Genomic DNA, 24,977 nt, shown 5'->3' on the forward strand with positions numbered 1-24,977 from the left:
GCAAGCTGGAGACATAGCGCATGAACATCCATGAATATCAGGGCAAGGCGCTGCTGAAAGGCTTTGGCGCACCAGTGGCCGAGGGCGTGCCGGTGTTCAAGGCGAGCGAGGCGGAAGCCGCCGCCAAAGCGCTGCCCGGCCCGCTCTATGTGGTCAAGAGCCAGATCCATGCCGGCGGCCGCGGCAAGGGCAAGTTCAGGGAACTCGGGCCCGATGCCAAGGGCGGTGTCAGGCTGGCGAAGACGGTGGCCGAGGTCGTCGCCAACGCCAAGGAGATGCTCGGCCACACGCTGGTCACCAAGCAGACCGGCCCGGCCGGCAAGCAGGTCAACCGGCTCTATATCGAGGACGGCGCCGACATCGAGCGCGAGCTCTATCTGTCGATCCTGGTCGACCGCTCGGTCGGGCGCGTCGCCTTCGTCGTCTCGACGGAGGGCGGCATGGACATCGAGGCGGTCGCCCACGACACGCCGGAAAAGATAATCACCGTCGCCATCGACCCGGAAAAGGGCGTGACGGCCGACGATGTGAAGAAGCTCAACGCCGCACTGAGGCTCGACGGCGACGCGGCCAAGGATGGCGCCATGCTGTTTCCGATCCTCTACAAGGCGTTTGTCGAGAAGGACATGAGCCTGCTCGAGGTCAATCCGCTGATCGTCATGAAGAGCGGCCGGCTGCGCGTGCTCGACGCAAAAGTGTCGTTCGACAACAACGCGCTGTTCCGTCACCCGGACGTGCTCGAATTGCGCGACACCTCCGAAGAGGACGAGAAGGAGATCGAGGCGTCGAAATACGACCTCGCCTATGTCGCGCTCGACGGCAATATCGGCTGCATGGTCAACGGCGCCGGCCTCGCCATGGCGACGATGGATATCATCAAGCTCTACGGCGCCGAACCGGCCAACTTCCTCGACGTCGGCGGCGGCGCGTCCAAGGAAAAAGTGACGGCGGCGTTCAAGATCATCACCAAGGATCCGGCGGTCAAAGGCATTCTGATCAACATCTTCGGCGGCATCATGAAGTGCGACATCATCGCCGAGGGCGTCATCGCCGCGGTCAAGGAGGTCGGCCTGCAAGTGCCGCTGGTGGTGCGGCTGGAAGGCACCAATGCCGAACTCGGCAAGAGGATCATCAACGACAGCGGGCTGAACGTCGTGTCGGCCGATGACCTCGATGACGCAGCCAAGAAGATCGTGGCGGCGGTGAAGGGCTGAGCCTGTGCCTCCGCACAAGATAAACCTCGTCGAGGCGGCGGATACGAAGATCAAGAAGGTCTTCGATCCGCATATTGCCGGCGACGTCAACGATTCCCAGGTCAAGATCGCCAAGTTCGGCGACGTCTTCGACTGGCATGCGCACGACAATGAAGACGAGGCCTTCCTTGTGCTGCGCGGCCGCATCGCCATCGATTTCCGCGACGGCACGGTGGAGCTTTCCAGCGGCGAGTTCATCGTCGTGCCGCGCGCCGTCGAACACCGGCCGCGCTCGCTGAGCGAGGAGCCGGTGGTGCTGATGTTCGAGCCGGCGACGACGCTCAACACCGGCAATGCCAACAGCGACCTCACCGTCGCGGATCTGAAGCGGTTGTGACCATGAGCGCGCGGCCTTCCCCGATCAACGGTTTTTGAAAAGGACCATCATGTCCATTCTCGTCGACAAGAACACCAAGGTGCTGGTGCAGGGCCTGACCGGCAAGACCGGCACGTTCCATACCGAACAGGCGCTGGCCTATCACGGCACAAAAATGGTCGGCGGCATCCACCCCAAGAAAGGCGGCGAGACCTGGACCGGCGCCAAGGGCGAGGCACTGCCGATCTTCGCCACCGTAGCCGAAGGCAAGGCCAAAACCGGCGCCAACGCTTCGGTCGTCTACGTGCCGCCGGCGGGTGCTGCAGAAGCGATTCTGGAAGCGATCGAGGCCGAGATCCCGCTGATCGTCTGCATCACTGAGGGCATACCGGTGATGGACATGATCAAGGTCAAGGCGAGGCTCGACCGCTCGAAATCGCGGCTGATCGGACCGAACTGCCCCGGCGTGCTGACCCCCGACCAATGCAAGATCGGCATCATGCCCGGCAACATCTTCCGCAAGGGTTCGGTCGGCGTTGTTTCGCGCTCGGGAACGCTTACCTATGAGGCGGTGTTCCAGACCACCAATGTCGGCCTCGGCCAGACCACCGCCGTCGGCATCGGCGGCGACCCGGTCAAAGGCACGGAGTTCATCGACGTGCTGGAGATGTTCCTCGCCGACGACGAGACCAAGTCGATCATCATGATCGGTGAGATCGGCGGTTCGGCCGAGGAAGACGCCGCGCAGTTCCTCAAGGACGAGGCAAAGCGCGGCCGCAGCAAGCCGATGGCCGGCTTCATCGCCGGCCGCACCGCGCCGGCGGGCCGCACCATGGGCCATGCGGGCGCGGTCATCTCCGGCGGCAAGGGCGGCGCGGAAGACAAGATCGCGGCGATGGAATCGGCCGGCATCAAGGTTTCGCCATCGCCGGCACGGCTGGGCACGACCCTGGTCGAAGCGATCAAAGGTTAGGGGAGTAAGGGAGTACGGGAATAGGGGAGTAGGGAACAAGACGAGGGCATTTGCCCTACTCCCTTACTCCCCTATTCCCGTACTCCCCTCCAACAAAGGAGACGAAGCAAAGGCTTCGACAGTGACATGGCAAGACAAGATCAGGCCAACGACCAGTTTTCGCTTACCTCTTTCCTCTATGGCGGCAATGCCGATTATATCGACGCGCTCTATGCCGCCTATGAGGACGATCCCGCGTCGGTCGATCCCGAATGGCAGGACTTCTTCGCGGCACTGAAGGACGACGCCGGCGACGTGCGCAAGAATGCCAAGGGCGCGTCATGGGCCAAGCCCTCCTGGCCGATGCAGGCCAATGGCGAGCTTGTCTCGGCGCTGGACGGCAATTGGGGCCTGGTCGAAAAGCACATCGAAAAGAAGGTCAAGGACAGGGCGGTCGGCAACGGCGCAGCGCTTTCCGACGCCGACGTACATCAGGCGACGCGCGATTCCGTCCGCGCCATCATGATGATCCGCGCCTTCCGCATGCGCGGCCACCTGCACGCCAATCTCGATCCGCTCGGCATTGCCAAGCCGCTCGAGGATTATAACGAGCTGTCGCCGGAGAATTACGGATTCACCGAAGCCGATTACGACCGGCCGATCTTCCTCGACAATGTGCTCGGGCTGGAATTCGGCACCATCCGGCAGATGCTCGACATCCTGACCCGGACCTATTGCTCGACGCTCGGCGTCGAATTCATGCATATTTCCGATCCCGAGGAGAAGGCCTGGATCCAGGCGCGCATCGAGGGCACCGACAAGGAGATCTCCTTCACTGCAGCCGGCAAGAAGGCGATCCTGCAGAAGCTGGTCGAGGCGGAAGGCTTCGAGCAGTTCATCGACGTCAAGTACAAGGGCACCAAGCGCTTCGGCCTCGATGGCGGCGAGTCGCTGATCCCGGCGCTGGAGCAGATCATCAAGCGCGGCGGCCAGCTCGGCATGAAGGAGATCGTGCTCGGGATGGCGCATCGCGGCCGGCTGAACGTGCTGTCGCAGGTGATGGCCAAGCCGCACCGCGCCATTTTCCACGAGTTCAAGGGCGGCTCGGCCGCGCCCGACGAGGTCGAAGGCTCGGGCGACGTGAAGTACCATCTCGGTGCCTCGTCGGATCGCGAGTTCGACGGCAACAAGGTGCATCTGTCGCTGACCGCCAATCCCTCGCATTTGGAAATCGTCGACCCGGTGGTGATGGGCAAGGCGCGCGCCAAGCAGGACTATTTGTTCGGCCGCAGCCGCGAGGAGATCGTGCCGCTGGAAGAGCGCGCCAAGGTGCTGCCGCTGCTGTTGCATGGCGACGCCGCCTTTGCCGGCCAGGGCGTGATTGCCGAAATCCTCGGCCTGTCGGGCCTGCGCGGTCACCGCGTCGCCGGCACGCTGCATTTCATCATCAACAACCAGATCGGCTTCACCACCAACCCGCGCTTTTCGCGCTCGTCGCCCTATCCGTCCGATGTGGCCAAGATGATCGAGGCGCCGATCTTCCACGTCAATGGCGACGATCCGGAAGCTGTGGTCCATGCGACCAAGGTGGCGATCGAATTCCGCATGAAGTTCCACAAGCCTGTCGTGGTGGACATGTTCTGCTATCGGCGATTCGGCCACAATGAGGGCGACGAGCCCGCCTTCACCCAGCCGATCATGTATCGCAAGATCCGCAACCAGAAGACGACGGTGCAGATCTATGCCGACCGGCTGATTTCCGAAGGCCACATCACCCAGACCGAGTTCGAAAAGATGAAGGCCGATTGGCGGGCGCATCTCGAGCAGGAATTCGAGGTCGGCCAGCATTACAAGCCAAACAAGGCCGACTGGCTGGACGGCGCCTGGTCCGGCCTGCGCTCGGCCGACAACCAGGACGAGCAGCGGCGCGGCAAGACCGCCGTTTCGGTCAAGACGCTGAAAGAGATCGGCAAGAAACTGACCGAGGTGCCGAAGGATTTCGAGGCGCACAGGACGATCATCCGCTTCCTCGACAACCGCCGCCAGGCGATCGAGTCCGGCGAAGGCATCGACTGGTCGACGGCCGAGGCGCTGGCCTTTGGCGCTATTCTGCTCGACGGCAATCCGATCCGGCTGTCCGGACAGGATTCGGAGCGCGGCACCTTCTCGCAGCGCCATTCCGTGCTCTACGACCAGCGCGACGAGACACGCTATATCCCGCTCAACAATCTGTCGGCGGCGCAGGCCGGTTTCGAGGTCATCAACTCGATGCTGTCGGAAGAGGCCGTGCTCGGCTTCGAATATGGCTACTCGCTGGCCGAGCCGAAGGCGCTGACGCTGTGGGAAGCGCAGTTCGGCGACTTCGCCAACGGCGCCCAGGTGGTGTTCGACCAGTTCATCTCGTCGGGCGAGCGCAAATGGCTCAGAATGTCGGGCCTCGTCTGCCTGCTGCCGCACGGCTATGAAGGCCAGGGGCCTGAGCATTCGTCGGCCCGGCTCGAGCGCTTCCTGCAGCTTTGCGCCGAAGACAACATGCAGGTCGCCAACGTTACGACGCCGGCCAACTACTTCCATATCTTGCGCCGGCAATTGAAGCGGGACTTCCGCAAGCCGCTGATCCTGATGACGCCAAAGTCGCTGCTGCGCCACAAGCGGGCCGTGTCGACGCTGCCGGAGATGTCGGGCGAAAGCGCCTTTCACCGGCTGTTGTGGGACGACGCCCAGCTGCTGTCGGGCCAGGCCATCAAGCTCACCAAGGATTCGAAGATCCGCCGTGTCGTGCTCTGTTCGGGCAAGGTCTATTACGACCTCTACGAGGAGCGCGAGAAGCGCGGCATCAACGACATCTATTTGCTGCGCGTCGAGCAGCTCTATCCGTTCCCGGCCAAGGCGCTGATCACCGAACTGTCGCGCTTCCGCAATGCCGAGATGGTCTGGTGCCAGGAGGAGCCCAAGAACATGGGCGCCTGGTCGTTCATCGATCCGTATCTCGAATGGGTGCTGGCGCATATCGACGCCAAGCATCAGCGGGTGCGCTATACCGGCCGGCCGGCTGCCGCTTCGCCGGCGACCGGATTGATGTCGAAGCATCTCGCCCAGCTTGCAGCCTTGCTCGACGACGCGCTTGGTGAATAGAACAGAACCGAAAAGAAACGGACAGGCACAATGGCAACCGAAATCCGCGTCCCGACACTTGGTGAATCCGTCACCGAGGCGACCATCGGCAAATGGTTCAAGAAGGTCGGCGACGCGATCGCCGCCGATGAGCCGCTGGTCGAACTCGAAACCGACAAGGTGACGGTGGAAGTGCCGGCCGCCGCCGCGGGCACGCTCGCCGAGATCGCCGTCAAGGAAGGCGAGACGGTCGGCGTCGGCGCGCTGCTCGGCACGATTTCGGCAGGCGCCGGCGCGGCAGCCAATGCCGCCGCCGCTCCGGCAACGAAGCAGGAGGCGGTGTCGCAGGCCTCGGCTCCGACTGCGGCCTCGAGCGTCAAGCAGGCCGCGGCTGAGACGGCCAAGATCGCCGGCGACGCCGGCGCAATCGAGACGCGCACAATGCCGCCGGCACCGTCGGCAGCAAAGCTGCTGGCCGAGCACAATCTCGCAGTCGACCAGGTGTCGGGCTCGGGCAAGCGCGGCCAGGTGCTGAAAGGCGACGTGCTCGACCTGATCGCCAGGGGCGCGCCGTCGCAGCCGGCAGAAATGCCGAAGGCAGCGCCTGTTCCGGCACCTGCCGCAGCGCGTGCGCCGTCCTCGGCCGACGATGCGTCGCGCGAGGAGCGCGTGCGCATGACCAAGCTGCGCCAGACCATCGCGCGCCGCCTCAAGGAAGCGCAATCGACCGCCGCCATGCTGACCACCTTCAACGAGGTCGACATGAGCGCGGTGATGGCGCTGAGGAGCAAATACAAGGACGTGTTCGAGAAGAAGCACGGCGTGAAGCTAGGCTTCATGGGCTTCTTCACCAAGGCGGTCACCCATGCGCTGAAGGAGATACCGTCGGTCAATGCCGAGATCGACGGCACCGACATCATCTTCAAGAACTACGCTCATATCGGCGTTGCCGTCGGTACAGAGAAAGGCCTCGTCGTGCCGGTCGTGCGCAATGCCGACCAGATGTCCATCGCCGAAATCGAGAAGGACATCGGCAGGCTGGGGCTTGCGGCGCGCGACGGCAAGCTGTCGGTTGCGGATATGCAAGGCGGCACGTTCACGATTTCCAACGGTGGCGTTTACGGGTCGCTGATGTCGACGCCGATCCTCAATGCGCCGCAGTCGGGCATTTTGGGCATGCACAAGATCCAGGAGCGGCCGATGGTGGTCGGCGGCCAGATCGTCATCCGGCCGATGATGTATCTGGCGCTGTCCTACGACCACCGCATCGTCGACGGCAAGGAAGCGGTGACGTTCCTGGTGCGGGTCAAGGAAAGCCTGGAGGATCCTGAGCGGCTGGTGCTGGATTTGTGACGGCCGAGCGCGCCGTGAGCGGCTGGCTGGAGCATTTAGGATTCAAGCTGGGTCGGGCAGCGGGTCGCATGCTACGAATTTCTCGGCCTACTGCCTCGACCGCTATCTCTTCGCCGGCGACATCGACTGAATGGGATCCGACGCAGGCGAGCAGCAATCTCGGCCTTTTCGCCCTGAGCGAGGCGCAAATGGCCGAGCGGAAGATCACCGTCACCTCGATCGGTGACCTCGAACTGCCGACGGGCGAGATCATCGCCTGCGATCCGCTGACCACCGGAACCGACTGGCCGGCTTTGAGCCGCAACGTCAGACCCGGGCACTACCCCGTTTCGCTGTTCGAGGCGCGAGGCCGTGTGGCCGTCGCTGTGCTGCGTTTCAGGCCCGGCATGCCGGTTCGTTGGGAACTCGCCACTTTGCCCGACCAGGATGTCGCGACATTGAAGGATGACGAGATATTCGGTTATCCCGTCGACGCCGGCCTTGGCTCTTTCATGGACAAGACAGCCATGGCGCTGTTGGACGAGCGGCAGGACAAGCTGGAATACGGCGACTACTACGGTGAGGTGCTGGTCGCCGAGTTCGCTTCCAATCAGGACAGGTTCGCGTTGCATCGCCCGGTTGCCGGCAACCCGCTCAATATTGCGATTTTCTGGAGCGGCTGGGGCGACGGGCTTTATCCATCGTTCTGGGGACTAGACGCGGCGGGCGAACCGCTGCTCTTGATGACCGATTTCGGCGTTCTGGAAAACGCCGATGGCCGCGAGAGCGAGTAAGCCGCCCCGATGCAAAGCATCTCGCCCATCATAGGATCTTTAGCTGGGCTATTGGCCGTTTTGTTTGCGAGTTCTACCTCTCACGCCGCCTGTCCCATCGAGCTCGCCGTCTATGGCGATCCTGAGAACGCCGCCGAGATCGATTTCAGGCCGACCGGCGAGTCTGCTGCCGTCACCAACACCTTCAAGATGGTGCTCGACAACGGCGTCGTGCTCGACGGCATCGTCATGTGGACGGAGGGCGTGGCGCGGCCGCATGGCTCGCTGATGTATAAATGCCCGGCCGGCGACGTCACCGGCGACGAGCTCGCCGCTTGCACCGTGTGGGAGGGCGTCATCTACACTGCCGACGACCAGGGCAATATCGCGCTGCTGCCGGGCGAAGGAAAGGATGCGCCGAAGAAGCTGATCCTTCCCGACTTGGGAGCGTCGTTGCAGATGTCGGCGGCCTATGGCGCCAACGGCTTTTCCAAGGTGCCCTGGGACGTCTTTGCCCTGAAGGGATGTCAGGAATGAGCGCGAGCGGAAAAATCCTGCTGGTGACCGGCGGCAGCCGCGGCATTGGCGCCGCTACATGCAGGCTTGCCGCCAAGGGCGGCTACCGCATTGCGGTCAATTACGCGTCGAATGCAAAAGCAGCCGAAACGGTGGTCGCCGACATCGAGGCCGCTGGCGGAGAAGCCTTCGCAGTCAAGGCCGATGTCGGCAGCGAGACCGACGTGTTGGCCATGTTCGAGGCTGTCGATGCCCGTTTCGGTCGGCTCGACGCGCTCGTCAACAATGCCGGCGTGGTCGACCAGAGCGCGCGCGTCGACGAGCTGAGCGCTGCAAGGCTGGAGCGCATGATGCGCATCAATGTGATCGCGCCGATGCTTTGCGCCCGCGAGGCGGTGAAGCGCATGTCGACCAGGCATGGCGGCAAGGGTGGCGCGATCGTCAATGTTTCTTCGATCGCGGCAAGGCTTGGTGGGCCGGGTCAATATGTCGATTACGCCGCCTCGAAGGGCGCGGTCGATTCCTTCACCATCGGGCTTGCCCGCGAAGTGGCCGGCGAAGGCATTCGTGTCAACGCCGTCAGCCCGGGCATCATCGACACCGAAATTCATGCCTCCGGCGGGCAGCCGGATCGCGTCGAGAGAATGCGCAAGGTGGTGCCCATGCAGCGCGTCGGCACCGCCGAGGAAGTCGCGGCCGCAATTCTCTGGCTGCTGTCGGACGAGGCGTCCTACACAACAGGCGCCAATCTGGAAATCGGCGGCGGCCGCTAAAGCAAAAGGGACAGTATTATGGCCTATGATGTCGTTATCATCGGATCGGGACCAGGCGGCTATGTCTGCGCCATCAAGGCGGCGCAGCTCGGCCTGAAGACGGCGGTGGTCGAAAAGAACCCGACTTTCGGCGGTACCTGCCTCAACATCGGCTGCATCCCGTCAAAGGCGCTGCTGCATGCGTCCGAGGTGTTCGCCGAGGCCGGCCATTCCTTCGATGCGCTTGGCGTCGAGATCGGCGCGCCCAAGCTCAACCTTGGGAAGATGATGGCGCACAAGGATGCGACAGTGACGGCCAACGTCAATGGCGTGGCCTTCCTGTTCAAGAAGAACAAGATCGACAGTTTTCGTGGCACCGGCAAGGTGGTTGCGGCCGGCAAGGTGTCGGTGACCTCCGATGACGGCAAGGTCGAGGAGATCGAGACCAAGAACATCGTCATCGCCACCGGCTCCGACGTCGCCGGCATTCCCGGCGTCAAGGTCGATTTCGACGAGAAGGTGATCATCTCGTCGACCGGCGCGCTGTCGCTGGACAAGGTGCCGGGCCATCTGGTGGTGGTCGGCGGCGGTGTCATCGGTCTGGAGCTCGGCTCGGTATGGGCGCGGCTCGGCGCCAAGGTCACCGTGGTCGAGTTCCTCGACACCATCCTGGGCGGCATGGACGGCGAGATCGCCAAGCAATTCCAGCGCCTGCTGTCGAAGCAGGGCTTTGAGTTCAGGCTGGGCGCCAAGGTGACCGGCGTCGCCAAGGCCAAGAAGGGGGCGACGGTCACCTTCGAACCGGTCAAAGGCGGTGCGGCCGAGACGATCGAGGCGGACGCGGTGCTGATTGCGACGGGACGACGGGCCTATTCGGACGCTCTCGGGCTGAAGGATGCCGGCGTCGACGTCGATGAGCGCGGCCGGGTCAAGACCGACGGTCATCTCAGAACCAATGTGCCCGGCATCTACGCCATCGGCGATGTCATCGCCGGGCCGATGCTTGCCCACAAGGCCGAAGACGAGGGCGTGGCGGTGGCCGAAACCATCGCCGGCCAGGTCGGTCATGTGAACTATGAGGTGATTCCGAGCGTCGTCTACACCACGCCGGAAATCGCCTCGGTCGGCAAGACCGAAGAAGAATTGAAGAAGGCCGGCATCGACTACAAGGCCGGAAAATTTCCGTTCAGCGCCAATGGCCGCGCGCGCGCCATGCTGCACACCGACGGCTTTGTGAAAATCCTGGCCGACAAGGCCAGCGACCGTGTGCTCGGCGTCCACATCGTCGGCTTCGGCGCCGGCGAGATGATCCACGAGGCGGCCGTGCTGATGGAATTTGGCGGCTCGTCGGAAGACCTAGCCCGCACCTGTCACGCCCATCCGACAATGTCGGAGGCGGTAAAGGAGGCGGCATTGGCGACGTTCTTCAAGCCGATCCATATCTGAGCAAACGCGGTGAATCGCAAACCTTAGAGATTGGCTGAAACATCCGCGCTTCGTCATCCCAGGGCGGAGCAGGAGCGAAGCGACGTCGCGGAGACCCTGGGATGGCGAAGCCATCGACGGCTGCTCCCAAAAACAAAACGGCCCGCCTTTCAGCGGGCCGTTCATATATTAAGTCGGCAGTCTGATCACTGAGGGGCCGGTGCTGGTGCCGGGGCCGGGGCCGGGGCTGGCGCAGGGGCCGGAGCGGGTGCAGGTTCTGCCGGTGCGGGAGCCGGAGCGGGTGTCGCCGGAGCTGGCGCAGGAGCCGGTTCGGCTGGCTTCATCGGCTCGGCAGGTGCTGGAGCCGGAGCCGGTGTGCTGGCTGCGGGCGGTTCGGCAGGCGCAGGTGCCTCGCTACGTCTTCCAAAAACATAATAGGCGACAATTGCCAGGATAACGACGACCAGGGCAATCAGCCAGCCACTGCCGCCGCCGCGTGGCCGTGCGGTACCCGGTGAGGTGAATGGGTCGTTCGGATTGGGTGTGTTCGCCATAAAAGTGTCCTCCGTGGATGAAAAACATCAAGTAATAGCCATCAACGTACAATCGTTGAATCGGTTTCACATTAGGCGTTGAAAACGCCGAAAACAGGGCAATTCTGATCCGGAATCGCTTGCAGGCATGCATTTCCACCGCAAAATGGGTACGATCGAGCCAAACCGAACCTTTTTCAGTTTCTTGGCACGAAGCGCAGCTGGTCCGCCGTCGCGCCACGAGTAAGGACTGACCCCGCCTTGGCAATGATTCGGTGTGCAACTCCGCAGTGTTGTTCAGTTGACGGCGGTCACAGTATAGCCGGCCTTGCGGAAACCCTCGACCAAGCCTTGCGCTCCGGGAAGGTGCATGGCGCCGACCGCCATGAAGACGTTGCCGTGGGCGAGGATCGGCGCGGCACGATCGACCATCACCTTGTTGCGGCTGGTGATCATGGTCTGCTCGAATTCGGCGTAACCCGATTGGTCGTCGACCTGTTCGGGAATGACGGTCCGAAACAGCGGTACGTACATGCCAGTGTCGCCACGCCGGTAAAGCACGATCATGGTTTCGTTGACGTCGTTCACCTTGTCGCCAAGCTTCAGCGTATCGACCAGCCCCTTCAGGTGAAAGGCGATCGGCAGCGAAGCCATGGCGCGCAGCTGGTCGGCGATTGTCTCCAGCCCCTCGACTGATTTGCCCGCAGCCTCGGCGTCCTTGGCAAGCTTGACGTCGAGCACCGGCGCACCGCCAGCCTGGCGGGCGACTTCGCATGCAGGCAGCGCCACCATCGCCGACAGCAACCAGGGCTTCATCTTGGCGACGGTCGCTGGCGGGATGCCACGCGCATCGAGCGCCTTGTTGACCACCGCCGCATCGTCCGGCGACAGCAGCGACGAAAGCGTCGTCTTGTCGGTGAACATCATCAGATCCGGCTCTTTCAGCAGTACTGCCATCATCTTCTGCTTGTCGAGCACTTCGGTGGTCTCGATGATGACAGTGCCAGCCGCATCGAATGCCTTCTGCGCGGCGGGTGGCAGCGTGGTGACGCGCGGGTCGGTAACGTGCATGGTGCCGAACAGGAAGGACGGTTTTTCGCCCGATTTTTCGAGCTTCCACAGCAGGCCCTTGCCGTTCGGCGTCGCTGCCGCGTCTGCCTCGATCTTGCGGTAGGCAGCCGGGTCGTCCTTTTGCAGCGCGCTCAGCATGTCGGTACCGGCGCAGGCCGAAGTCTCGGCGCGTGCCTTGCCCGCGGCGAGCAGCGCGATGATGAGGAAGGAGAGGAAAAACAGGGCGTTGAGCGCGACAAGCAGCTTCAGCGACATATGGGTCGCGCGGTCGGCGATGGCGATGAGGCGTTTCATGCTGCGGTTCTAGGCGCAAAAAGCGGCAAAACGGTTAATCGGCGCATCAAAATTGTTGCGAGATGGCCACCGATTCAAGCATCCATCACGCGCGAGGATGAGCTGCTTCGTAAATCTCGAGCAGCCTCGCGGTGTCGACGCCGGTGTATATCTGGGTTGTCGACAGGCTGGCGTGGCCGAGCAACTCCTGGATGGTGCGTAGGTCGCCGCCGCGCCCAAGCAGATGCGTGGCAAAGGAATGGCGCAGTGCATGCGGCGTCGCCGTGTCGGGCAGGTTGAGCGCCGAGCGCAGCTTGGCCATGTCGCGCTGGACGATCGCCGGGTTGAGCGGGCCGCCGCGGGCACCGCGAAACAGCAAGCCCTTGGGATCGAGATGGTAGGGACACAAGCGGCGGTATTCGGCAATCGCGCGCAGCGCCACCGGCAGCACCGGCACCAGCCGCGTCTTGCCGCCCTTGCCGGTGACGCGCAGCACGGTCTCACCAGGCGAGGACAGATCGGCGCCCGACAGCCCGAGTGCCTCGGAAATGCGCAGACCCGACCCATAGAGCAGGGTCAGCACGGCGGCGTTGCGGGCGGCGATCCACGGCTCCTCCGCCAGCTGGCCTTCTACCGAGACAACGTGTTTTGCATCGCTTGCGGTCAGCGGCTTGGGCAGCGATTTCGGCTGTCGCGGCGCGCGCAAGGCTGCCGCACCCGCCGCATTGGCGAGGCCGCGCCGTTCCAGGAAACGCAGCAGCGAGCGGATGCCAGCCAGCCCGCGTCCGAGCGTGCGGGCGCCGGCGCCCTCGGCACGGCGGGCAGCGAGAAAGCCGCGCAAATCAGCGGGGCGCAGATCGGCGATGTCGGAAATGCCGGGCGAGCCGCTGCGATGGCCGGTCAGAAAATGCAGGAACTGGCGTGTGTCGCGCTCATAGGCCTCGACGGTTTCGGGCGACAGCCGGCGTTCGCGCGCCAGCATCTTCAGCCAGGCCTCGCGCGCCGCCTGCAGGTCGGGTTTTGCCGGTATGAGGAATTCCTGCATTTGCGCTCTTCCAATTCCCCGCCATCTTCCGGCACGCGGGTTAGGAAGCGGTGAAGAGCGGCATCATTGAAATGACGACGGGCTGGGGTTAGAGCAAGGCAAAGGATTTTCCGCAGATGAGCAAGCCGCAAAACCCCGTCCAGATGGCCGTGATCGGTGCCGCGCATGGCATCAAGGGCGAATTGCGCGTCAAGAGCTTTACCGGCGACCCGCTGGCGCTGGCCGATTACGGTCCGCTCTACGCCGGGGATGGCCGCGCCTTCCAGATCGTCGATATCAGGCCCGCCAACACCGTGGTGGTGGTGCGGTTCAAAGGCGTCAACGACCGCAATGCCGCCGAGGCGCTCGCCGGCACCGAATTGTTCGTCGATCGTTCGGTGTTGCCCGATGAGGGCGAAGAGGACGAATTCTACCATGCCGACCTCGTCGGGCTGGAGGTCAAGGACGATACCGGTGCGGTCATCGGCAAGGTCGTCGCCGTGCATAATTTCGGCGGCGGCGACATTCTCGACGTGACGCTTGCCGGGCGCAAAGGCGTGCTCATCCCGTTCACGCAGGCCGCCGTTCCGGAAGTGTCGATCGCCGGCGGCTTTGTCCGCGTTGATCCAGCCGCCGCAGGGTTGGTCGAGGACGAGGACGGCGAGCCTGCCGGTGACGACGGTTTCGACCCGAAGGGCAGGCCGCGCGGGCCGAGGGACGCCGGAGGCAACCGGTGAGTTTTTCGGCTTCGGTGCTGACGCTCTATCCCGAGATGTTTCCCGGCGCGCTCGGCCTGTCGCTGGCCGGACGCGCGCTCGAGACCGGCATTTGGTCGCTCGAAACAATCCAGATCCGCGACTTTGCCAGCGATCGTCACCGTACCGTCGATGACACACCGGCCGGCGGCGGCGCCGGCATGGTGATGCGGGCAGACGTGCTGGCCAGCGCCATCGACCGTGCCTCGCCGACAGGCGATCCACGTCCGCGCCTGCTGATGAGCCCGCGCGGCAAGCCGCTGACGCAGCGCCGTGTGCGCGAGCTCGCCGCCGGGCCGGGTGCGGTGATCGTCTGCGGCCGCTTCGAAGGCGTCGACCAGCGGGTCATCGAGGCGCGCGGCCTCGAGGAAGTTTCGATCGGCGACTTCATCCTGTCCGGCGGCGAGCCGGCGGCACTCGTGCTGCTCGATGCCGTGGTGCGCCTGCTGCCCGGCGTCATGGGCAATGCGGTATCGGGCGAGGAAGAGAGCTTTGAAAACGGCCTGCTCGAGCATCCGCATTATACGCGGCCGCAGGAGTTCGAGGGCCGGCCGATTCCCGAAGTGCTGATTTCGGGCAATCACAAGAAGATCGCGGCGTGGCGGCGCGGGGAGTCCGAGAAGCTGACGAAGGAGCGGAGGCCGGATTTGTTGGAAAGTGGCAACAATGGCTGAGATCGCCCAAAGCTCGGCAGGTCTGAGGCTCTTTGGCGACGACCTAGATCCCGTTGAGCTCTCCAGATTGCTAGGCGGAAAACCAACCTATGCAATCAAGAAAGGGGATCTTCATACCTATCCCCCAAATCGACCACCTCGGATTGCGCGGACCGGTTCCTGGAGGCTGTCGTCGGAATACGACAAAGGCGATCAACTCGATCGTCAGATCGTCGATATCCTAAAAGCGCTCACGTTGGACCTTGCGGTCTGGGCCGATCTCGCCCGGCGGTTCAAGGTCGACATGTTCTGCGGCGTTTGGCTTGACGAGGAGAATCAAGGCCTGGGATTGGCTCCGGGTACACTGCAAATGCTGGGCGATCGTGGCATAGAGCTCAATCTGGACATCTACTACGAACCACCCGAGGCCGATGATGGTCCGGAGTCGGAGTGACCTTCTTAGCCCTTGTCGAAATAGTAAAAAGCCAGGAACAGGCCGACGGCGATGACGAAGCCGCGCACCGCGTTCTGCGGCACGCGCCTGGCGATCCAGACGCCGGCATAGCCGCCGAGCGCGCCACCCGGGATCATGATGATCGCCTGCAGCCAGGCGATGACGCCGCCCGAGACGAAGACCAGGATGGCGACCGCAGCGATGACCACGGCCAGCATGTTCTTCAGTGCGTTCAGCCGATGATAGTCGCCGGACTGGGTGAGACCGAGCGTCGCCAGCATCATGACGCCCATGCCGGCGCCGAAGAAGCCGCCATAGACGGCGGTGGCGAACTGCGCCAGCGACCCGACCAGCGAACCCACCGCGGCCTCATGCTCCGGCTTGGGCGCCGGCTTCAGCCATGGCCCGGCAGCGAACAACGCGGTTGCCGCCAGCAGCAGCCAGGGCACCAAGGCGCGGAACGCCGGGTTGTCGAGCCCTAGGAGGATGAGCGCGCCAGACAGCGCACCAAGAGCCGAAATGAGGCTGAGCAGCAGTGCGCCGCGCCAGAAATGCTTGATGTCGTGCCAATAGGCGAGCGTCGAGGTGATGTAGCCAGGAAATTGCGTCACCGATGATGTCGCATTGGCGACGATCGGCGGCAGGCCGGCCAGGGTCATGGCGCCAAAGGTAATGAACGTGCCGCCGCCGGCAACGGCGTTGACCGCGCCTGATAGAAAGCCGGCGAGAAAGAGCAGGACCGCGTCCAAGATTGGCATGAGGGGTGTCGTCGCTGGAGGAAAATGCTTATCTTCCGGCTTAGAAAGCTTGACGCGTGGGCGCAACCCCCTGGACCACAAGCGATCATGGGATTGCCACAGCGGGCGCCAGCCAAAAAGAAGCAGCGCCAAAAAAGAAACAGCGAAGGCGTGACAAAGCGCCGAAATAGCTGTATGTGCGCGCCGAACCGGAAGAAAATTTGCCAAGAGCGATCTTCTGGCCCGTCAACAATGACGGTGTAGTCGCCCCTGCCCGATGTTCTCGAACAGATGTTCTCGAACGAAGGGCATAGCCGAGCGGTCGATGCGACTGCAAGGCGAGTGTCGGACGCTCTGACTGTCGGAAGAACAAGAAGTGGATCTATGAGATGGACATCCTCCGTCAGATCGAGGCCGAGCAGGCCGCCAAGATCGAAGCCAAGCGCAAGCTCCCCGAATTCCAGCCCGGCGACACCGTGCGCGTCCAGGTCCGCGTGACCGAAGGCACCCGCACCCGCGTCCAGGCCTACGAGGGCGTCGTCATCGCCCGCGCCGGCGCCGGTTTCCAGGAGAGCTTCACCGTCCGCAAGATCTCCTACGGCGAAGGCGTGGAGCGTGTGTTCCCGGTCTATTCGCCAATGGTCGAGGGCGTCGAGATCGTGCGCCGCGGCAAGGTGCGTCGCGCCAAGCTGTACTATTTGCGTGACCGTCGCGGCAAGTCGGCCCGCATTTCGGAAAACACCGGCGTGCGCGCCCGCAAGCTGAACGACGAAGAGCGCGATGCGCTGAACGCCGAGAAGGCGCGTATCGAGGCCGAGAAAGTGGCCGCCGCCCAGGCGCTGGCCGCCGAGAAGGCGGCGCAGGACGCCGCCGAGAAGAAGGCCGCCGACGAGGCCGCCAAGGCCGCGGAAGCAGCTGCCGCCGAATAAGGCGTCTTCAAAACCCATGTTTTCGGAAAGGCGGCTTCGGCCGCCTTTTTGTTTCGCGAGGTGGAGTCGATTTTGCCGGGCCACGTAGGTCCGCTATCGAAACGGATCGTTCCGTAATCCCTTCCTTGAAAGCATTGGAATCCATTTTCGTGCCGAACGCCGCATCGGAGCGGCTTGCAAGGCGCCTGCGGAAAGCTAAAGTCGGCGCCGGATTTCCTGCATGCCTCGGTCGATCGAGGCGGTTCAGTTCCTGGGGAGCATAGTCATGATCAATTCGAAACTGCTGCTGGCCGGCCTGCTAGCTTGCCTTCTCGTGCCCGTCGCGGCTCTGGCGCAGGCGCTGCCCGACCTCGGCGGCAAGAAGGTGGTGGTGGTGACCGAAAATGCCTATCCGCCGCTGCAGTTCATCGATGCCAAGACCGGCAAGCAGATCGGCTGGGAGTATGACGCGATGAACGAGATCGCCAAGCGGCTGAACTTCAAGGTTGAGTACCAGAATACCTCCTGGGACGCGATGATCCAAGCGGTTTCCGACAATCAGTACAACATCGGTATGACCGGCATCACCATCAAGGACGACCGCAAGCAGAAGGTCGACTTCTCTGACCCCTATATGCGCTCGGAACAGTTCATGCTGGTGCGCGGCGACGAGAAGCGCTTCAGCGATGCCAAGACGTTTGCCGCCTTCAAGGACGGGCTGATCGGCGCGCAGGCCGGCACCACGCCCTTCTACACCGCCGTCTACAGCGTGCTCGACGGCAATGAGCAGAACCCGCGCATCAAGCTGTTTGAGACATTCGGCGCGACGGTGCAGGCGCTGAAGGCCGGCGACGTCGACGTCGTGCTCACCGACGGCACTGCCGGCAAGGGCTATGTCGATGCGTCCAATGGTGGCCTTAAGCTGATCGGCGGGCCGCTCGGCACCGAGGATTTCGGCTTCATCTTCCCCAAGGGCTCCGACCTGGTGAAGCCGGTCAACGCGGCAATCGCCGCGCTCAAGGCCGATGGCACGCTCGACGCGCTCAACAAGAAGTGGTTCCTCGACTACAAGATGGGGCAGTAGGCCTGCTTGTTGCGCGCATTTCATGACGATTGTGCGCGGGAACTCGCGCTGACTCTGCGCTCGTACACCCCCCTCTGGCCTACCGGCCATCTCCCCCTCAAGGGGGGAGATCGGATTTCGCATCGGTTTTCGCCAATTTTCAGTGTTGCAGAACGGGCGGCGAGGTCAAAGCTGCCGATCTCCCCCCTTGAGGGGGAGATGGCCGGCAGGACAGAGGGGGGTGTGACAGAACGCAGCTTTCGCAACTCTTCCGGCGCCAGCAACGCCTGATGGCAACGCCCCCAGCTCCCACCGCCAAATCCGACTTCCCCTGGTGGCTTGCCGTGGCCGTGGCGATCGCCTTGGCCGCCGCCATCTTCATCGCTTCCAGCGACCTCTATGCCCAGGTGTTCGCGACCGTCGCCAAGGGCATCGGCGTCACCATCTTCGTCACTGTAGTCGCCTTCGCGCTGGCTTGCGCGATCGGGCTCGGCGTCGCGCTGATGGGCCTGTCGGGCTCACGCTGGCTCAGCCAGATCGGCCGCTTCTACGTCGAGATCATCCGCGGCGTGCCGATGCTGGTGCTGTTGTTCTGGATCGCCTTTGCCGGCGCACCGGCCTTCGTCGCGGCGTGGAACGCGCTGACGGCGCCGCTGCAAAGCGCCGGCCTCTTCGGTGAGCTGCTGGTACGCGACGTCTCGCTTTTATGGCGCGCCGTCATGGCGCTGACCATCGGCTATTCCGCCTTCATCTCGGAGGTGTTCCGCGCCGGTATCCAGGCGGTCGAGAAGGGCCAGATCGAGGCGGCGAAGGCGCTCGGGCTGACGCGCACGCAGCGCTTCCGGCTGGTCGTCTTTCCGCAGGCGATCCGCACCATCCTGCCGCCGCTCGGCAATGATTTCGTCGCCATGGTCAAGGATTCCTCGCTGGTCTCGGTGCTCGGCGTCGCCGACATCACCCAGATGGGCAAGATCTACGCCGCCGGCTCGTTCCGCTTCTTCGAAACCTATTCGATCGTCGCCTATATCTATCTCATGCTGACCGTCGGCCTGTCGCTGGCCTTGCGGGCGCTGGAGAAGCGGCTGCGCCACCAGCATGAGGAATAGAAGGCAGGCGAAAACGGCGATACCATCGAGCGGACGCGACCGGGGAGGACCCATGATCATCGACAAGGCCAATGCGGCGCTGGAAGCCGTCTATACGGCCGACACGCCTGAGGCGCTGGCCAAGGCCTATGCGGAATGGGCCGCGACCTATGACGGCGAAACCGCGGCGCTCGGCTATCTCCTGCCGTTCCTGATCACCGCCTGGGTGGCGCGCCACGTGCCGCCGGGCGAAGGGCCGCTACTCGACGCCGGCTGCGGCACCGGCCTGTCGGGGCCGTCGCTCAAGGCGCTCGGCTACCACGATATAGCCGGGCTCGACCTGTCGCAGGACATGCTGAAAATCGCCGGCAGCCGGCAGGCCTACAGCGAGCTGAAACAGGCGATGCTCGGCGGGCCATTGCCCTGGCCGGACGGGTATTTCCGCGCCTTCTTCTCGACCGGCGTGTTCACCATCAGCCACGCGCCGGCGTCGGGCCTGCATGAACTGGTACGCATCACCAGGACGGGCGGCCACGCCATCTTCACAGTTCGCGACCAGGTTTTTGAAAGCGGCGGGTTCAAGGCTGTGCTTGGCGAACTGGAGCAGGCGAAAAAATGGCGGCCGATCGAGGAGAGCCCGTGGTTCCGCTGCTACGCAATCGCCGAGCCCGACGCGCTGGTGAAGACGTTTGTGTTCGAGGTGATTTGAGTAGGCGGTTGCTCCTCGCCCCCGCAAAGCGGGGGAGAGGTGGCCCGGCGAAGCCGGGACGGAGAGGGGGACGGCATTCGCGAAGCCAGAGCCCGGTGAGGATGGGGCGAGAGACCGGCCATATGCGAATCCGCCAAAATGCTCCAACGCCGCGAAGGCCCCTCTCCGTCCCGGCTTCGCCGGGCCACCTCTCCCCACTTCGTGGGGCGAGGAACCCAGGTTCCGGGAAGGCAGACGCGATTGCTGAAAAGCCAAAACATTGATATGAGCAGCGCCATGGAAGAGCTTTTTGGCGATCCGGCCTATACGGGTTTCGTGCTGCAGGACAGAAAACGCCTGCCGTCGCGATTTTCGGCGCGCATCTGCGGGGCGCTGACCAGCCGACTTAGCTAGGGCAGACTCGCCAGGCTGTTTCGCCGGGCCGACCGGCGTCCTTTTCCCTTTTTAAAATCGACGGATTTACGCACATGAGCGCACCGCGCACCCTCTACGACAAGATTTTCGACGACCATGTCGTCGACCGCCAGGATGACGGCACCTGCCTGCTCTACATCGACCGCCACCTCGTCCACGAAGTGACCAGCCCGCAGGCTTTCGAAGGCCTGCGCATGACAGGCCGCAAGGTTCGGCATCCGGAAAAGACGCTGGCCGTGGTCGACCACAATGTGTCGACCTCGCCGGAGCGCAAGTTCGGCATCAAGAACGAGGAAAGCCGCATTCAGGTCGAGGCGCTGGCCAAGAACGCCAAGGATTTTGGCGTCGAGTATTATTCCGAGAAGGACATCCGCCAAGGCATCGTCCACATCATCGGTCCCGAGCAGGGCTTTACGCTGCCCGGCATGACCATCGTCTGCGGCGACAGCCACACCTCGACGCATGGCGCGTTCGGGGCGCTGGCGCATGGCATCGGCACCTCGGAAGTCGAGCATGTGCTGGCGACGCAGACGCTGATCCAGCGCAAGGCCAAGAACATGCTGGTGCGCGTCGACGGCGCGCTGCCGGAAGGCGTCACCGCCAAGGACATCATCCTCGCCATCATCGGCGAGATCGGCACGGCCGGCGGCACCGGCTATGTCATCGAATATGCCGGCGAGGCAATCCGCGCGCTGTCGATGGAAGGCCGCATGACGATCTGCAACATGTCGATCGAAGCCGGCGCGCGCGCCGGCCTGATCGCGCCCGACGAGACCACCTTCGCCTATGTCAAGGACAAGCCGCGCGCCCCTAAGGGCGAAGCCTGGGACGCCGCGCTCGCCTATTGGAAGACGCTGCAGTCCGACGAAGGCGCGCATTTCGACAAGGTGGTCGTGCTCGACGCGGCAAAGCTGCCGCCGATCGTCTCCTGGGGCTCCTCGCCCGAGGACGTGGTCTCGGTGCAAGGCATCGTGCCGAACCCGGACGACATCACCGACGAGAACAAGCGCACGTCCAAGCAACGCGCACTCGACTATATGGGCCTGACGCCGGGCACCAAGATCACCGATATCGAACTTGACCGCGTCTTCATCGGTTCCTGCACCAATGGCCGCATCGAGGATCTGCGCGCCGCCGCCAAGGTGATCGAGGGCAAGAAGGTCAACCCACGGGTCAGTGCGATGATCGTGCCGGGCTCCGGTCTGGTCAAGGAACAGGCAGAGGCCGAAGGCCTCGACAAGATCTTTGTCGCCGCCGGCTTTGACTGGCGCGAGCCGGGCTGCTCGATGTGCCTTGCCATGAACGACGACCGGCTGAAGCCGCATGAGCGCTGCGCCTCGACCTCGAACCGCAATTTCGAAGGGCGCCAAGGCTTCAAGGGCCGCACGCATCTGGTGTCGCCGGCAATGGCGGCGGCGGCGGCGATCGCCGGCCATTTCGTCGACATCCGCGAGTGGAAATAGCGCAGGGCGCGCGCAGTCATGAGGTGCCCGAGCCGCAATGCGGTTCGGGCATTCTTCAGCCGGGCCGTCTGACGAATTCGTGGAATCCCTCACGGCGGCCGGGTTGATCCTTTGCGACGACCAGCGCCAGTTGGCGCTCGTCGAAGAGTTTGAACCATTCGTCCCATTCGACCAGTTCGTAGCCGCCGGCATTGACCGGGCGTTCGGCCTCATCCTGGTCCTGGTAGGCATGCTGGCCGAAGACCAGCCTCAGCATGGGCTGCGTTCCGGCTTCGGGCGACACGTCGACGATCGCCGGAAAGCCGGCGCGCGCCGCGGCCCATGAGCGAATTGCATCGTGATCGGTCAGCATGATCGTGTCGGCCATCGGAGCGTCTCCTGGTTGCCGTCGTGAAACGCCGCTCGCCGTTCGCGGTTCCGCCCAGCGGCTTTGTCGACGCACCCGTCGTATATTCGCTTTCGCTTAACCGCTTGTTTGGGCTTACGCTCTAAGGTCCTCCAAGGGGAAGCGAGGGGAAATTACAGCGCTTGGACACCGGCCTGCTCATAGCGCTGCTCAATCCAGGCATCGCCCTCACACTCGGCGCGGCATTTCTCGTGCTGTGGTTCTATCAGCGCCACCGTTCCTATCTGGCTGTGCTGGCGGCGGGCTACTCGGCCTCGGCCGCAGGCTTCCTGCTCCAGTATTTCACGCTGCCGGTCGGCATGGCACCGACCAAGCTCATCTCGATCCTGTGCTTCACCTTCGCCACCTGCTGTCTCGCCGGCGCGGTCATTGCGCGCTATGGGCGGCGCGTGCCTTACCCGGCGGTCGGCATTCTGGCCTGCGGCGGCCTGGCCGCGTTCTCGTGGTTTCTTTTTGCCCGGCCGGATCTCACCTGGCGCATCCTTGCCATCAATTTCAGCTTCGGCGGCATCAGCCTGGTTGTCGCCGCCGAGTTGCGCGTGGTGCGCAACAACGGCCCGACAGAAATGATCCTGTTCGTGCTGTCGCTGCTTTCCCGCCTGAACTTCCTGGCGCGGACGCTTGCCGTCGTCATCGCGCATGGGCCGTTCACCAGCTATGAAGGGCTTTACACCTCGTCCTATTGGACGACGGCGCTGCTGTCGCATGCATTGCTGTCGCTGCTTATTGCACTTTGCCTGTTCGGCGCCGCCGCGCTCTATGTGATGAAGGCCCTGAAGACCGAAACCCTGACAGACCCGCTGTCGGGCCTGCTCAACCGCCGCGGCTTCGAGGAGCGCGCCATGCTTGTCCTGCAGCACTGTGCCACGGCGCAATTGCCGGTTGCGCTGGTGCTTGCCGATCTCGATCATTTCAAGGCACTTAACGATCAGCATGGCCACGCGGCCGGCGACCGCGTCATCGCCGACTTCGCTGCCAAGCTTCTGTCGGCTGCAGGTACGCGCGGCGTTGCCGGCCGTATCGGCGGCGAAGAGTTCGCCGTGCTGTTGCCGCTCAGCGACCTTGGTGCGGCAAGACTGTTTGCCGAAACCATTCGCACGCTCTATTCGGCGGGCAGAATCGACGGGCTTCCGCCCGAGACAAGAGTGACCGCGAGCTTCGGCGTGGCCGCCCGCACTAGCGACGAAGGGCTGGACCCGCTGATGCGGCGCGCCGACGAAGCGCTCTATAAAGCCAAAAGGAGTGGCCGCGACAGCGTATGCCTGTCCTATCAGCGGCCTGAAACGGTCGTCCTTCCCAATCGGACCAGTGCTGGCTGAGCGTCAGCGGCGGCTTCGAATTAACGTCTTTTTCGCGCGTCGGTGATTTGCTGTTCGGGGGGAGTGCCAAAACGCCATGGGCAGCGCTAATTTCATCCTGGTGATCAACCTGTTCGTTGCCGGGCTGCTGGCGGCGGCGTTCATGACGATAGCGGTCTATGACGCCGGACGTGTATCGGCGCGCTGGCTGGCGTTCGGCTATGCGCTCGGCATGGCCTATTTCGCGATTGAGTTCAGCATCCCTGCCTTCGACAATGCGCGCCCCGTGGTTGTCGCCGCCTTTGCCGCCTTCCTTGGCGCAACCGTCGCCTTCAATGGCGGGCTTGCCCATAAATACCGCGTTTCGCCGCCTTGGCTGCCGATGCTGTTCTTCCTGGTCTTCGCCACCCTCGCGGTCTACTTCGTCCAGGACCTGCCACGCCAATCCTTTGTGCGAATGGCAGCCTACCAGCTTCCCTATGCGGCCATGCAATTCACCGGGCTGGCGATCGTCTTGTCGTCCAGGCAAAGACGCGAGCGGCTCGACTATATGCTGATGGCTGTCCTGGCGGCCAGCACCTTGCAGTTCGCCAGCAAACCCTTCATCGCCCATGCGCTTGGTGGCTGGGGTGCCAACCCGCAATCTTATTTGCAGACCAGCTACGCGTTGGTGTCGCAGTCTATCGGCACCGTGTTCGGCCTGGCGCTTGCGCTGGTGACGCTGGCTATCCTGGTCCGCGACGTGCTCGCCGAGGCGACGTCGAAGTCGGAAACCGACACGCTTTCGCGGCTGCTCAACCGTGGCGGCTTCGAGCGCCATGCCGAGATCGCACTGCGCGATGCCATGCGGCGCGCCGTTCCGGCGGCACTGGTCATTGCCGATCTCGACCATTTCAAGCGCATCAACGATACTTACGGCCACGCGTCCGGCGATCGGGTCATCGAGACCTTTTCCGGTTTCCTCCGCGAGGCCGCGGCCGACCATCATGTCGCCGGCCGCATCGGCGGCGAGGAATTCGCTATTTTCCTGCCGGGGACCAACCTAGCCGCCGCCCGGCTCTTTGCCGAGGGCACGCGTAGCGCCTTCGGTGCCACGCCGATCGACTGCCTGCCGGCGGATCATCGCTGCAGCGCCAGCTTCGGCGTTGCCGAGCTTGGTCCGGGCGAAAGCTTTTCCGACCTGCTGCGGCGCGCCGACAAAGCGCTCTATCAGGCGAAGGGCAGCGGCCGCGACTGCGTGCGTGTCTCGGTGGGGTCGGCTGTAGCCCTGCCGGCGCCGTCGACAAAGGGCGGCGTGGCCGTCAGCGGCAGGGGCTGAGCTCCGGCATCTCGCCGTCGGAGAGGCCGTACATATAGCTGCGGCCCTTCACGAAAACCGGCGGCCTGTAGCAGTCGCCGCTGCGAACATCGTCCGATTCGTTTTCGTAGATCACGTCGGGCTGGCCGGCGCCGGTGTAGTCGGACAATTCCTTGGCCAGCTTGCCCTCGCCGACGAGGATACGCTTGTAGCCGGCGGCGCTTTCGATGACCAGATTGCCGAAGGAATCGGCATAGACGCGGTCGTGGTGGCGCGTCCCGGCGAATGCCGGTGCGGCGATGCCGAAGGCGAGCGCCGCCACTAGGAACCAGGGAAGGCGCGATCCTGCTGAATTCGAATGCATGGCGTGCTGCTCCATTGCTGAGAGGCAAGCCTCCTCG

Annotated in this window: 24 protein-coding genes; 19 read left to right on the forward strand and 5 right to left on the reverse strand. The window is 63.6% G+C overall.

The annotated features are described in order from the left end of the window. Positions 1–20: 20 nt before the first annotated feature. From sucC to lpdA, 9 genes are all read left to right on the forward strand, one after another. Positions 21–1,214 (forward strand): ADP-forming succinate--CoA ligase subunit beta, encoded by a 1,194-nt coding sequence (gene sucC, locus NKH70_RS03280; RefSeq protein WP_353024808.1) that lies wholly within the window; start codon positions 21–23, stop codon positions 1,212–1,214. 4 nt (positions 1,215–1,218) lie between these two features. Beyond that, a complete protein-coding gene (locus NKH70_RS03285) occupies positions 1,219–1,590 on the forward strand; it encodes a cupin domain-containing protein (protein WP_352912999.1) in 372 nt (123 codons plus the stop codon). A 49-nt stretch (positions 1,591–1,639) separates the two neighbouring features. Further along, entirely contained in the window at positions 1,640–2,542 is a 903-nt protein-coding gene (gene sucD, locus NKH70_RS03290) for a succinate--CoA ligase subunit alpha (RefSeq protein ID WP_352719356.1), read from the forward strand. Between the two features lie 126 nt (positions 2,543–2,668). Next, positions 2,669–5,656 carry a 2-oxoglutarate dehydrogenase E1 component gene (locus tag NKH70_RS03295; protein WP_352912998.1) on the forward strand — a complete coding sequence of 996 codons (2,988 nt, stop codon included), beginning with the start codon at positions 2,669–2,671 and terminating at the stop codon, positions 5,654–5,656. A gap of 30 nt (positions 5,657–5,686) precedes the next feature. Next, positions 5,687–6,988: a 2-oxoglutarate dehydrogenase complex dihydrolipoyllysine-residue succinyltransferase gene (odhB, locus tag NKH70_RS03300; protein WP_352719354.1), complete on the forward strand. Its 1,302-nt coding sequence runs from the start codon at positions 5,687–5,689 to the stop codon at positions 6,986–6,988. Between the two features lie 68 nt (positions 6,989–7,056). Beyond that, positions 7,057–7,761 (forward strand): DUF4241 domain-containing protein, encoded by a 705-nt coding sequence (locus NKH70_RS03305; protein WP_502908309.1) that lies wholly within the window; start codon positions 7,057–7,059, stop codon positions 7,759–7,761. A 9-nt stretch (positions 7,762–7,770) separates the two neighbouring features. Next, positions 7,771–8,277 carry a hypothetical protein gene (locus tag NKH70_RS03310; RefSeq protein ID WP_352912997.1) on the forward strand — a complete coding sequence of 169 codons (507 nt, stop codon included), beginning with the start codon at positions 7,771–7,773 and terminating at the stop codon, positions 8,275–8,277. Further along, positions 8,274–9,029: an SDR family oxidoreductase gene (locus NKH70_RS03315; RefSeq protein ID WP_352912996.1), complete on the forward strand. Its 756-nt coding sequence runs from the start codon at positions 8,274–8,276 to the stop codon at positions 9,027–9,029. Before NKH70_RS03310 ends, NKH70_RS03315 begins: the two co-directional genes overlap by 4 nt. Positions 9,030–9,047: 18 nt before the next feature. Then, positions 9,048–10,454, forward strand: a complete 1,407-nt coding sequence (gene lpdA, locus NKH70_RS03320; RefSeq protein ID WP_352912995.1) for a dihydrolipoyl dehydrogenase — start codon at positions 9,048–9,050, stop codon at positions 10,452–10,454. An 809-nt stretch (positions 10,455–11,263) separates the two neighbouring features. Here lpdA and NKH70_RS03325 read toward each other — a convergent pair. Next, entirely contained in the window at positions 11,264–12,331 is a 1,068-nt protein-coding gene (locus NKH70_RS03325; RefSeq protein ID WP_352977044.1) for a TraB/GumN family protein, read from the reverse strand. A gap of 85 nt (positions 12,332–12,416) precedes the next feature. Continuing rightward, positions 12,417–13,355, reverse strand: coding sequence for a tyrosine recombinase XerC (locus NKH70_RS03330; RefSeq protein WP_352719348.1), 939 nt, complete (start codon positions 13,353–13,355; stop codon positions 12,417–12,419). A 116-nt stretch (positions 13,356–13,471) separates the two neighbouring features. Between NKH70_RS03330 and rimM the strand changes: the two genes are divergently transcribed. Genes rimM through NKH70_RS03345 form a run of 3 tightly spaced genes read left to right on the forward strand, consistent with a single transcriptional unit; the run spans position 13,472 to position 15,196 of the window. After that, the gene (gene rimM / locus NKH70_RS03335; RefSeq protein WP_352719347.1) at positions 13,472–14,071 is read left to right on the forward strand and encodes a ribosome maturation factor RimM; all 600 of its coding nucleotides are present in this window, start codon (positions 13,472–13,474) and stop codon (positions 14,069–14,071) included. Further along, positions 14,068–14,763, forward strand: a complete 696-nt coding sequence (trmD, locus tag NKH70_RS03340) for a tRNA (guanosine(37)-N1)-methyltransferase TrmD (protein ID WP_352977045.1) — start codon at positions 14,068–14,070, stop codon at positions 14,761–14,763. The genes rimM and trmD overlap by 4 nt, the downstream gene beginning before the upstream one ends. Next, positions 14,756–15,196, forward strand: a complete 441-nt coding sequence (locus tag NKH70_RS03345) for a DUF4279 domain-containing protein (protein WP_352719345.1) — start codon at positions 14,756–14,758, stop codon at positions 15,194–15,196. The genes trmD and NKH70_RS03345 overlap by 8 nt, the downstream gene beginning before the upstream one ends. A gap of 5 nt (positions 15,197–15,201) precedes the next feature. Here the strand turns inward: NKH70_RS03345 and NKH70_RS03350 are convergent, their stop codons facing one another. Beyond that, positions 15,202–15,954 (reverse strand): sulfite exporter TauE/SafE family protein, encoded by a 753-nt coding sequence (locus NKH70_RS03350; RefSeq protein ID WP_352493212.1) that lies wholly within the window; start codon positions 15,952–15,954, stop codon positions 15,202–15,204. A gap of 368 nt (positions 15,955–16,322) precedes the next feature. On the opposite strand from NKH70_RS03350, the gene rplS reads away from it, so the two are divergent. The 5 genes from rplS (at position 16,323) to leuC (ending at position 21,575) form a co-directional block, all read left to right on the forward strand. Further along, the gene (rplS, locus tag NKH70_RS03355) at positions 16,323–16,862 is read left to right on the forward strand and encodes a 50S ribosomal protein L19 (protein ID WP_352977046.1); all 540 of its coding nucleotides are present in this window, start codon (positions 16,323–16,325) and stop codon (positions 16,860–16,862) included. 265 nt (positions 16,863–17,127) lie between these two features. Beyond that, complete coding sequence (locus NKH70_RS03360; protein ID WP_352468079.1) at positions 17,128–17,925, forward strand: transporter substrate-binding domain-containing protein; 798 nt, start codon at positions 17,128–17,130, stop codon at positions 17,923–17,925. 269 nt (positions 17,926–18,194) lie between these two features. Beyond that, positions 18,195–19,010 (forward strand): amino acid ABC transporter permease, encoded by an 816-nt coding sequence (locus NKH70_RS03365; RefSeq protein ID WP_352977047.1) that lies wholly within the window; start codon positions 18,195–18,197, stop codon positions 19,008–19,010. Positions 19,011–19,062: 52 nt separating this feature from the next. Continuing rightward, positions 19,063–19,698, forward strand: coding sequence for a class I SAM-dependent DNA methyltransferase (locus tag NKH70_RS03370; RefSeq protein WP_352977048.1), 636 nt, complete (start codon positions 19,063–19,065; stop codon positions 19,696–19,698). A 467-nt stretch (positions 19,699–20,165) separates the two neighbouring features. After that, a complete protein-coding gene (gene leuC, locus NKH70_RS03375; protein WP_352468076.1) occupies positions 20,166–21,575 on the forward strand; it encodes a 3-isopropylmalate dehydratase large subunit in 1,410 nt (469 codons plus the stop codon). A 55-nt stretch (positions 21,576–21,630) separates the two neighbouring features. On the opposite strand, the gene NKH70_RS03380 is transcribed toward leuC, so the two are convergent. After that, positions 21,631–21,942: a hypothetical protein gene (locus tag NKH70_RS03380; protein ID WP_352468075.1), complete on the reverse strand. Its 312-nt coding sequence runs from the start codon at positions 21,940–21,942 to the stop codon at positions 21,631–21,633. Positions 21,943–22,103: 161 nt separating this feature from the next. Here NKH70_RS03380 and NKH70_RS03385 point away from each other — a divergent pair, with 161 nt between their 5' ends. Next, a complete protein-coding gene (locus tag NKH70_RS03385; RefSeq protein WP_353024809.1) occupies positions 22,104–23,300 on the forward strand; it encodes a GGDEF domain-containing protein in 1,197 nt (398 codons plus the stop codon). A 76-nt stretch (positions 23,301–23,376) separates the two neighbouring features. Next, a complete protein-coding gene (locus NKH70_RS03390) occupies positions 23,377–24,597 on the forward strand; it encodes a GGDEF domain-containing protein (protein ID WP_353024810.1) in 1,221 nt (406 codons plus the stop codon). On the opposite strand, the gene NKH70_RS03395 is transcribed toward NKH70_RS03390, so the two are convergent. Further along, positions 24,581–24,940, reverse strand: coding sequence for a hypothetical protein (locus tag NKH70_RS03395; RefSeq protein ID WP_352977050.1), 360 nt, complete (start codon positions 24,938–24,940; stop codon positions 24,581–24,583). The genes NKH70_RS03390 and NKH70_RS03395 overlap by 17 nt on opposite strands. Between the last annotated feature and the right edge of the window lie 37 nt (positions 24,941–24,977).

It is taken from the genome of Mesorhizobium sp. M0991 (assembly GCF_040318915.1).
In the GTDB taxonomy this organism is placed as follows: Bacteria; Pseudomonadota; Alphaproteobacteria; order Rhizobiales; family Rhizobiaceae; genus Mesorhizobium.

What these genes read in the sequence shown, in the direction of transcription:
- rplS (WP_352977046.1), top strand. Translation starts at nt 16,323, where the DNA reads ATGGACATCCTCCGTCAGATCGAGGCCGAGCAGGCCGCCAAGATCGAA.
- NKH70_RS03305 (WP_502908309.1), top strand. Translation starts at nt 7,057, where the DNA reads ATGCTACGAATTTCTCGGCCTACTGCCTCGACCGCTATCTCTTCGCCG.
- rimM (WP_352719347.1), top strand. Translation starts at nt 13,472, where the DNA reads ATGAGCAAGCCGCAAAACCCCGTCCAGATGGCCGTGATCGGTGCCGCG.
- lpdA (WP_352912995.1), top strand. Translation starts at nt 9,048, where the DNA reads ATGGCCTATGATGTCGTTATCATCGGATCGGGACCAGGCGGCTATGTC.
- leuC (WP_352468076.1), top strand. Translation starts at nt 20,166, where the DNA reads ATGAGCGCACCGCGCACCCTCTACGACAAGATTTTCGACGACCATGTC.
- NKH70_RS03330 (WP_352719348.1), bottom strand. Translation starts at nt 13,355, where the DNA reads ATGCAGGAATTCCTCATACCGGCAAAACCCGACCTGCAGGCGGCGCGC.
- NKH70_RS03310 (WP_352912997.1), top strand. Translation starts at nt 7,771, where the DNA reads ATGCAAAGCATCTCGCCCATCATAGGATCTTTAGCTGGGCTATTGGCC.
- NKH70_RS03390 (WP_353024810.1), top strand. Translation starts at nt 23,377, where the DNA reads ATGGGCAGCGCTAATTTCATCCTGGTGATCAACCTGTTCGTTGCCGGG.
- odhB (WP_352719354.1), top strand. Translation starts at nt 5,687, where the DNA reads ATGGCAACCGAAATCCGCGTCCCGACACTTGGTGAATCCGTCACCGAG.
- NKH70_RS03365 (WP_352977047.1), top strand. Translation starts at nt 18,195, where the DNA reads ATGGCAACGCCCCCAGCTCCCACCGCCAAATCCGACTTCCCCTGGTGG.
- NKH70_RS03360 (WP_352468079.1), top strand. Translation starts at nt 17,128, where the DNA reads ATGATCAATTCGAAACTGCTGCTGGCCGGCCTGCTAGCTTGCCTTCTC.
- sucD (WP_352719356.1), top strand. Translation starts at nt 1,640, where the DNA reads ATGTCCATTCTCGTCGACAAGAACACCAAGGTGCTGGTGCAGGGCCTG.
- NKH70_RS03350 (WP_352493212.1), bottom strand. Translation starts at nt 15,954, where the DNA reads ATGCCAATCTTGGACGCGGTCCTGCTCTTTCTCGCCGGCTTTCTATCA.
- NKH70_RS03380 (WP_352468075.1), bottom strand. Translation starts at nt 21,942, where the DNA reads ATGGCCGACACGATCATGCTGACCGATCACGATGCAATTCGCTCATGG.
- NKH70_RS03370 (WP_352977048.1), top strand. Translation starts at nt 19,063, where the DNA reads ATGATCATCGACAAGGCCAATGCGGCGCTGGAAGCCGTCTATACGGCC.
- NKH70_RS03315 (WP_352912996.1), top strand. Translation starts at nt 8,274, where the DNA reads ATGAGCGCGAGCGGAAAAATCCTGCTGGTGACCGGCGGCAGCCGCGGC.
- sucC (WP_353024808.1), top strand. Translation starts at nt 21, where the DNA reads ATGAACATCCATGAATATCAGGGCAAGGCGCTGCTGAAAGGCTTTGGC.
- NKH70_RS03345 (WP_352719345.1), top strand. Translation starts at nt 14,756, where the DNA reads ATGGCTGAGATCGCCCAAAGCTCGGCAGGTCTGAGGCTCTTTGGCGAC.
- NKH70_RS03395 (WP_352977050.1), bottom strand. Translation starts at nt 24,940, where the DNA reads ATGCATTCGAATTCAGCAGGATCGCGCCTTCCCTGGTTCCTAGTGGCG.
- NKH70_RS03325 (WP_352977044.1), bottom strand. Translation starts at nt 12,331, where the DNA reads ATGAAACGCCTCATCGCCATCGCCGACCGCGCGACCCATATGTCGCTG.
- NKH70_RS03295 (WP_352912998.1), top strand. Translation starts at nt 2,669, where the DNA reads ATGGCAAGACAAGATCAGGCCAACGACCAGTTTTCGCTTACCTCTTTC.